This window comes from Sphaerospermopsis kisseleviana CS-549 (assembly GCF_028329225.1).
Lineage (GTDB): Bacteria > Cyanobacteriota > Cyanobacteriia > Cyanobacteriales > Nostocaceae > Sphaerospermopsis > Sphaerospermopsis kisseleviana.
Window position 1 is genome coordinate 44,767 of sequence record NZ_JAQMTI010000318.1, and the last position, 7,360, is coordinate 52,126.

Genomic DNA, 7,360 nt, shown 5'->3' on the forward strand with positions numbered 1-7,360 from the left:
TGAATTATTTTTTGATACTGATGCTTTAATTGATTTAGAGAATTGCGTTATGGGGAATTAGTTGTATGACATTTGATCTTGCCCTATTCAGTTCAAAATTGAAAAAATACAGAGCGCAGTTTGAAAATTCACTAGATGAAATTTCAGTATCAACTGGTATTTCAATACAATCTTTAACTGCTCTTGAAAATGGGGAGAAAAAACCAACAGGTGATGAGGTTTTGATATTAGCAGATTATTATAAATGTGATTACCAGTTCTTTATATCAAATGAAAAACTAGCACCTTTTGAGCAAACTGAAATTTTATTTAGAAAGCATGGTGATGAGTTCTCAAAAGAAGACCGTTGGGCTGTGCAAGAATTTCTTTTTCTGTGCGAGTGTGAAGATTTTTTATTAAGTTTAATTTTCAGGAGAGACTACAAACCATTTAGCTTTATTCCGCAAGGAAAATACTTCATAGATCATGGGGAACAAGCAGCAAAAAAGCTACGAGAGCATTTAGGATATTCTGTGAATCAAGTAAGCAGTAATATTTATGATGACTTTCGCCGTTTAGGATTTCATATTTTCCGTCGTGAATTAGGCAACTCAAATATTTCTGGTCTATATATTAAACATCCTGTAGCTGGTAAGTGTGTGCTAGTTAATTACAGTGAAGATATTTATAGACAAAGATTTACGGTAGCACATGAATCTGCTCATGCAATTTTAGATGAAGAAAAAGATTTTGTTCTTTCCCTTGATTCAGATAAAAAAACTCTTGTTGAAGTTAGAGCAAATACATTTGCATCTCGTTATCTGATGCCTCCAGAGTTCCTAAGCAACATTCCAGATTCTACAAGTTGGAATCCTGATAAGGCTATTGAGTGGGCAAGTAAATTAAAGGTTAGCACACAAGCCTTAGCTTATGCGTTGAAGAGTGCTAATCTAATATCTGATGAAGCACAAGTAAAATCGGTCATAGTACCATCATATATGAAAGTTGATCCAGAATTACCCGAAGATTTATCAACAGGATCTAGACAGCGTAAAGAAGAATTACTAAAAAGAGGTCTATCAACTTTTTATGTAGAACTATGCTTTGATGCTTATTATCAAAAGTTCATATCAGCAGGTAGATTAGCAGAAATGCTTTTAGTTGATGAATATGAATTACAAAATATTGCAAATATTTACGGACAAACTTTAAAATATGGCGATTAATCCATCTGAATTTCAAAAACTAAATGTTGTTGATTCATGTGCTATTGATAATATTTTCTCATCCCAACTTCTTTACGTAGCTGCTCAATCCGCAGGATGTCATTTCTGTTGTACTAGCTTTGTATATTATGAGTGTTTGCATAATCCAAGAAAAAATCCTACACCAGAAGCACGTGAACTACAAAAGATTTTCCGAAAAGCAACTGAAGATGGAAAAGTTAAGAACTACAATCTAGAACTTGAAGACTTACAAGAAGTTTCAATTCTTGAAAAACGGAAACGACTAGGGAAAGGAGAGTTAGCTTCCATTGTATTTGCCAAGAAAACAAACCAAGCTTTCTTAACAGATGATCAAGGTGCTAGAAAACTGGCTAGTGAAGTTATGGATACTAGATTAGTACAAACTACTCCCCACTTATTAGGTTGGTTATTTTTTAAAAATTTTTTGGGTGATAGTGATTTACAAGCAATTATTAATGATCACAAAAAATATAATCGAAAATTAGCAGAATACTTTACTGAAATGTATTATAGAGCTTTAGATTACAGGTCAAAAACGTATTTAAATATAGAAAAAGAAAATGATAATAAATAAGTAACCTGAAAAATTAGTTTTTGTGCGATCGCTTGTGATGTGATTTTGGTAAGTGCGATCGCCAATCAAACTCAAGGTATTACTTTCTGATAAACCAGTTACAATACAATAAGATAACTCTTACCACAAGCAAAATATGACACTAACCGAATTACTACCATCAATTCAACAACTTTCAGCATCCGAAAAACTCAAATTAATTCGCATTCTTGCAGAAGAGTTAGACTCTACAGAAGATATTTCTCCCTTAGAACCATTCAAAACATATTACCTAGCAACTCCTGATAACAGCTTCGGTGCTGGAAAAATCCTCATGGAAGAACTAAATCAATCTATTGCTAATGATTAAAGTTTATGCGGTTTAAATATTCAACAACAGATCCCAGTCAAAATGAATTTGATAGTTTACCCAGACTTCCCTTAATTTTACGTAAAGGTGATCAAATAATAGAAGTGTTGGGTTTAGTAGATAGTGGTGCTACTATCAACGTTTTACCTTATGAAATAGGGCTTCAGTTAGGTGGAATCTGGGATAGTAGAAAGGCAATTATCCAATTAGCAGGTAATCTCAGTCAAGCTGCTATGCCATTTTTTGCGACTGCTGAAATAGGTAAATTTCCCTCAGTTAATTTGGCTTTTGCATGGGTGAATAAACCAAATGCACCCTTAATTTTGGGACAAACTAATTTCTTTATGGAATTTGATGTTTCTTTCTATCGTTCAAAACTTGAATTTGAGATCAAACCTAAATCGTAGTAAAATACCCTCTATGTCTCTACAAGAACTGAAAGAAAAAGCCTGTAAATTATCGGAGAGCGATCGCCTAGAACTTGTTCGCGCAATTATCGAATCCTTGCAAAATAAACCTAGTCAACAGTCAGAAAAAACTCGCATTATTAAACAAATGAAAGGTTTACTAAAAACCAATCAACCAGCACCAACTGATGAACAAGTTAAAGCAATGTTAGCAGAACATAAAGAGGAGAAGTATCTGTAGTGAAAATTCTCATTGATACTAACATTATTCTAGATTACTTCTTAGAAAGAGAGCCGTTTTTACAAGATGCAGAAATGCTATTTCAAGCAATTGCTTCTGGGCAATTAATCGGATATGTCACTGCAACAACACTAACAGATATTTTCTACATTGCTCGTAGACAAACCCAAAGTCTTCAACTTGCTAGACAAGCGATTTCAAACATATTAGATATTATGGTTATTTCTCCTGTTAACCGGGCTATTTTAGAAGCAGCTTTTACATCTGGGTTAACAGACTTTGAGGATGCAGTTCAAATTTACTGTGCAGTTGATCAAAGTTTAGATGCAATTGTTACTCGTGATATCAAAGGTTTTTCTAATTCAGTCATACCTGTGTTGTTAGTATCTCAGCTATTGAAACAGTTAGAATAAAAATTGATATTTTATCAGTAGCTTACCGTGTATCACCAATAAAACGGTGTTTATTCATCATCTTGTAAAATAGATTCTAAAATTTCAGGAGTTAAGCCTTTAGCTAGTGCTTCTTTACTGGTTTCATCCATTATGTTTCTGAGTTTTTGAATTGCTTCTTTGTTCATATTTTTCACTCTTATTATTCAATAATATTCTATCATGTTTTTGATATACTTACTGTGGCAATAAAACCAACAGACCACAAACCGCATCATCTCACATTGCCAAAACTTACGAATATTCCAACTTTGCGAACTTTGCGAACTTTGCGGTTCGTAACAAATCACCATCTATCCTACCTTGTGGCAAAATTGATCAGAGTCCTAAAAAACTGATAATTCCCAGCATGACCGCAACTATACCAAATCTCCCCAGTGTTTACGAATCATTCTCCACAGAAGCGAAATGGCAAAAATTCTGGGAAGAAAACCAAGTCTACAAAGCAGACCCCAACCACCCCGGTGAACCCTACTGTATTGTTATTCCGCCCCCCAACGTCACCGGCAGTTTACACATGGGTCACGCATTTGAAAGTGCGTTGATTGATGCCATCATTCGCTATCAAAGAATGAAGGGTAAAAACGCCCTCTGGCTACCTGGTACTGACCACGCAAGTATCGCAGTACAAACCATTCTGGAAAAACAACTCAAAGCAGAAGGTAAAACTCGCTACGACTTAGGTAGGGAAAAATTCTTAGAACGGGCTTGGCAATGGAAAGCTGAATCAGGTGGTACAATTGTCAATCAATTACGCCGTTTGGGTGTTTCCGTGGACTGGTCGCGGGAACGCTTCACCCTAGATGAAGGTTTATCAAAAGCTGTTTTAGAAGCATTTATCCGTCTTTATGAAGAAGGTCTAATTTACCGGAGTAATTACTTAGTTAACTGGTGTCCCGCTTCTCAGTCTGCGGTGTCTGATTTGGAAGTCGAACCCAAAGAGGTAAATGGTAATCTTTGGCACTTCCGTTATCCTCTCAGCGATGGTTCTGGATTTGTGGAAGTTGCCACCACAAGACCCGAAACCATGTTAGGTGATACGGCAGTTGCGGTTAACCCGGAAGATGAACGGTATAAACATTTAATTGGTAAAACTCTCACCCTCCCCATCATGAATCGGGAAATACCGATTATTGGTGATGAATTAGTTGACCCCGCTTTCGGTACAGGATGCGTTAAAGTCACTCCTGCCCATGACCCTAACGACTTTGAAATGGGTAAGCGTCATGATTTGCCGTTTATCAATATCATGAACAAAGACGGCACGCTTAACGAAAATGCGGGAGAGTTCCAAGGACAAGACCGCTTTGTTGCTAGAAAAAATGTAGTTGCTCGTTTAGAAGCTGATGGCGTACTGGTCAAAGTAGAAGACTATAAACATACAGTACCCTATAGCGATCGCGGAAAAGTCCCCGTAGAACCCCTACTTTCAACCCAGTGGTTTGTTAAAATTCGCCCCATTGCAGATAAAACCCTCGATTTCCTCGATAACCAAAATTCCCCCGAATTTGTCCCCGAACGCTGGAGAAAGGTTTATCGTGATTGGTTGGTAAATCTGCGTGACTGGTGTATTTCCCGTCAATTGTGGTGGGGTCATCAAATACCCGCTTGGTATGCAGTCAGCGAAACCAACGGTGAAATTACCGACACCACACCCTTCTTTGTTGCTAAAACCGAAGCAGAAGCATTAGAAAAAGCTAAAGCCCAATTTGGCGAAGAAGTCAAACTAGAACAAGACCCCGACGTTTTAGACACCTGGTTTTCCTCCGGTTTATGGCCTTTCTCCACATTAGGATGGCCAGAACAAACCAAAGACTTAGAAACCTACTACCCCAACGCTACCCTAGTTACAGGATTTGATATCATCTTTTTCTGGGTAGCAAGAATGACCTTAATGGCAGGACATTTTACCGGAAAAATGCCCTTTAAAACCGTTTATATTCACGGTTTAGTTAGGGATGAAAATAATAAGAAAATGTCCAAATCAGCAAACAATGGCATTGACCCATTATTGTTGATTGATAAATATGGAACTGATGCCCTGCGTTATACATTAGTTAAAGAAGTAGTCGGTGCAGGTCAAGATATTCGCTTAGAATATGACCGCAAAAAAGACGAATCTATCTCTGTAGAAGCATCCCGAAATTTTGCCAATAAAATCTGGAATGCTGCCCGATTTGTCATGATGAATTTGGATGGACAAACTCCAGCCCAATTAGGTAAACCAGAACCCATAGAACTCAGTGATAAATGGATTCTTTCCCGTTATCATCAAGTAGTTAAACAAACAAATAACTACATTGATAATTATGGTTTAGGGGAAGCAGCCAAAGGACTGTATGAGTTTATTTGGGGAGATTTTTGTGACTGGTATATTGAATTAGTAAAATCCAGATTACAAAAAGATGCAGATCCCGCATCTCGGAAAATTGCCCAACAAATTATCGCCTACGTTTTGGAAGGGGTATTAAAGTTATTACATCCTTTCATGCCCCATATTACCGAAGAAATTTGGCAAACTCTCACCCAACAACCAGCCGAAAATCCCCAAGTTTTAGCTTTACAATCTTATCCAGAAGCAGATACAAATCTAATTGATGCTGACTTAGAAACACAATTTGATTTGTTAATTAATACTATCCGCACCATTCGTAATTTACGGGCGGAAGCTGATGTTAAACCAGGGGCAAAAATTACCGCAAATTTGCAAAGTGAAAGTGAAAAAGAAAGGTCAATCCTGACAATTGCGGAAGCATATATCAAAGATTTAGCTAAGGTAGAAACCTTAACTATTAATGCTCCCACTTCCATAGAAAGCACTCCAGAAAATACTGGAGAAGCACCAACAGGATCACCAACAGAAGCACCAACAGAATTACCCAAAAATAAAGAACTTTTCAGTAGTTCCTATTGGCGGACCTTGAAAAATATTGGTTTAATTCTGGCGGTGTTAGTTACTCTCAGAGTCGTTATTTTTGTCGGCAATACATCTTTGCGGATACCCATTTTTGGTAGTTTCTTTGAAACAGTAGGTTTATTTTATGCAGGTTGGTTTGTGGTCCGTTATTTACTTAATGGTAAAGCCAGAAAAGAATTATTTGCTAAATATTTCCCAGCGAAGGAAACACCAACAGAAACAGAAATAGAACCTGCTACCACACAGGAAGAAGAAAAAGAACCTGCACAGGAAAAAGAAAATTCTATTTCCGGAGTTGTGGGTACTGTGCAAATTGTTATTCCCTTAACTGGAGTAGTTGATGTTGAAGTATTGCGGGCGAAATTAGAGAAAAGTTTGAATAAAGTTGAAGCGGAAGTTAAAGCTTTAACTGGAAGATTGAGTAATTCCAACTTTGTAGATAAAGCTCCCGCAGATGTGGTACAAACTACCAGAGATGCTTTAGCAGAAGCACAAAAACAAACGGAAATTTTGCAGGAACGTCTGCGTACTTTATAACAGGTGAATGGTAATCGGTAAACGGTGATATAGGAAATAATTTTTCTCTATTACCAATTACCAATTACCAATTACCAATTACCAATTACCAAATTTTGAATTACTATGTTGTATCTAGCTCAAATATGTAAAAATGATTTTTTAGGGCAATATCAATTACGCCTATTAGCACGTCAGGAATCTGAATATTTATGGTCTATTCTTTCTGAAGATACTTGTATTCTTCTGGCAAAAGGAAGCATCATGAACGAGAAAGTGCTGGTATTAGTCGAACTTTCTCCTACAGGTGAAATAGCAACAATTGAAGACGCTACCAGTTGGGTACTTTATTTAGTGCAAACTTACCTCAAAACTGGTATTACCCCAGAATTTTTACAACAGGAAGCAGAAAAAGCGGAACAGTGGCGACAATCTTTAACCTTGCAAAATCAAGATTTAGCCCGTCGCACTTTGGAATTAGAAGCCCGTCATGAACAAATTCAAGCCCTACAAGAAAGTATTCAACGTGACCACAATGGACATCAAGGGGGTAATTGATAATTGATAATTGATAATTGATAATGGGTAATTAATTATATGATTCCCAATCACCAATCACCAATCACCAATCACCAATCACCAATCACCAATCACCAATCACCAATCACCAATCACCAA

General features: G+C 36.9%; 8 protein-coding genes. All 8 read left to right on the top strand.

The features are described from left to right. Positions 1-65: 65 nt before the first annotated feature. The 8 genes from PN497_RS24595 (at position 66) to PN497_RS24630 (ending at position 7,240) form a co-directional block, all read left to right on the top strand. Positions 66-1,205, top strand: coding sequence for an XRE family transcriptional regulator (locus PN497_RS24595; protein WP_096571965.1), 1,140 nt, complete (start codon positions 66-68; stop codon positions 1,203-1,205). Further along, positions 1,195-1,800: a hypothetical protein gene (locus PN497_RS24600; RefSeq protein WP_272111010.1), complete on the top strand. Its 606-nt coding sequence runs from the start codon at positions 1,195-1,197 to the stop codon at positions 1,798-1,800. The genes PN497_RS24595 and PN497_RS24600 overlap by 11 nt, the downstream gene beginning before the upstream one ends. A gap of 136 nt (positions 1,801-1,936) precedes the next feature. After that, positions 1,937-2,149, top strand: coding sequence for a hypothetical protein (locus tag PN497_RS24605; protein WP_096571964.1), 213 nt, complete (start codon positions 1,937-1,939; stop codon positions 2,147-2,149). 5 nt (positions 2,150-2,154) lie between these two features. Beyond that, a complete protein-coding gene (locus PN497_RS24610; protein ID WP_096571963.1) occupies positions 2,155-2,556 on the top strand; it encodes a pepsin/retropepsin-like aspartic protease family protein in 402 nt (133 codons plus the stop codon). Between the two features lie 13 nt (positions 2,557-2,569). After that, the gene (locus tag PN497_RS24615) at positions 2,570-2,797 is read left to right on the top strand and encodes a hypothetical protein (RefSeq protein ID WP_096571962.1); all 228 of its coding nucleotides are present in this window, start codon (positions 2,570-2,572) and stop codon (positions 2,795-2,797) included. Beyond that, the gene (locus PN497_RS24620; protein WP_096571961.1) at positions 2,797-3,210 is read left to right on the top strand and encodes a PIN domain-containing protein; all 414 of its coding nucleotides are present in this window, start codon (positions 2,797-2,799) and stop codon (positions 3,208-3,210) included. Before PN497_RS24615 ends, PN497_RS24620 begins: the two co-directional genes overlap by 1 nt. A gap of 388 nt (positions 3,211-3,598) precedes the next feature. Continuing rightward, complete coding sequence (locus PN497_RS24625) at positions 3,599-6,703, top strand: valine--tRNA ligase (RefSeq protein WP_096571960.1); 3,105 nt, start codon at positions 3,599-3,601, stop codon at positions 6,701-6,703. 105 nt (positions 6,704-6,808) lie between these two features. Beyond that, positions 6,809-7,240 (top strand): hypothetical protein, encoded by a 432-nt coding sequence (locus tag PN497_RS24630; RefSeq protein ID WP_096571959.1) that lies wholly within the window; start codon positions 6,809-6,811, stop codon positions 7,238-7,240. Positions 7,241-7,360 lie beyond the last annotated feature (120 nt).

Excerpts from the sequence above, each read along its gene's own strand:
- PN497_RS24630 (WP_096571959.1), top strand. The coding sequence starts at position 6,809 with ATGTTGTATCTAGCTCAAATATGTAAAAATGATTTTTTAGGGCAATAT.
- PN497_RS24605 (WP_096571964.1), top strand. The coding sequence starts at position 1,937 with ATGACACTAACCGAATTACTACCATCAATTCAACAACTTTCAGCATCC.
- PN497_RS24610 (WP_096571963.1), top strand. The coding sequence starts at position 2,155 with ATGCGGTTTAAATATTCAACAACAGATCCCAGTCAAAATGAATTTGAT.
- PN497_RS24615 (WP_096571962.1), top strand. The coding sequence starts at position 2,570 with ATGTCTCTACAAGAACTGAAAGAAAAAGCCTGTAAATTATCGGAGAGC.
- PN497_RS24625 (WP_096571960.1), top strand. The coding sequence starts at position 3,599 with ATGACCGCAACTATACCAAATCTCCCCAGTGTTTACGAATCATTCTCC.
- PN497_RS24595 (WP_096571965.1), top strand. The coding sequence starts at position 66 with ATGACATTTGATCTTGCCCTATTCAGTTCAAAATTGAAAAAATACAGA.
- PN497_RS24600 (WP_272111010.1), top strand. The coding sequence starts at position 1,195 with ATGGCGATTAATCCATCTGAATTTCAAAAACTAAATGTTGTTGATTCA.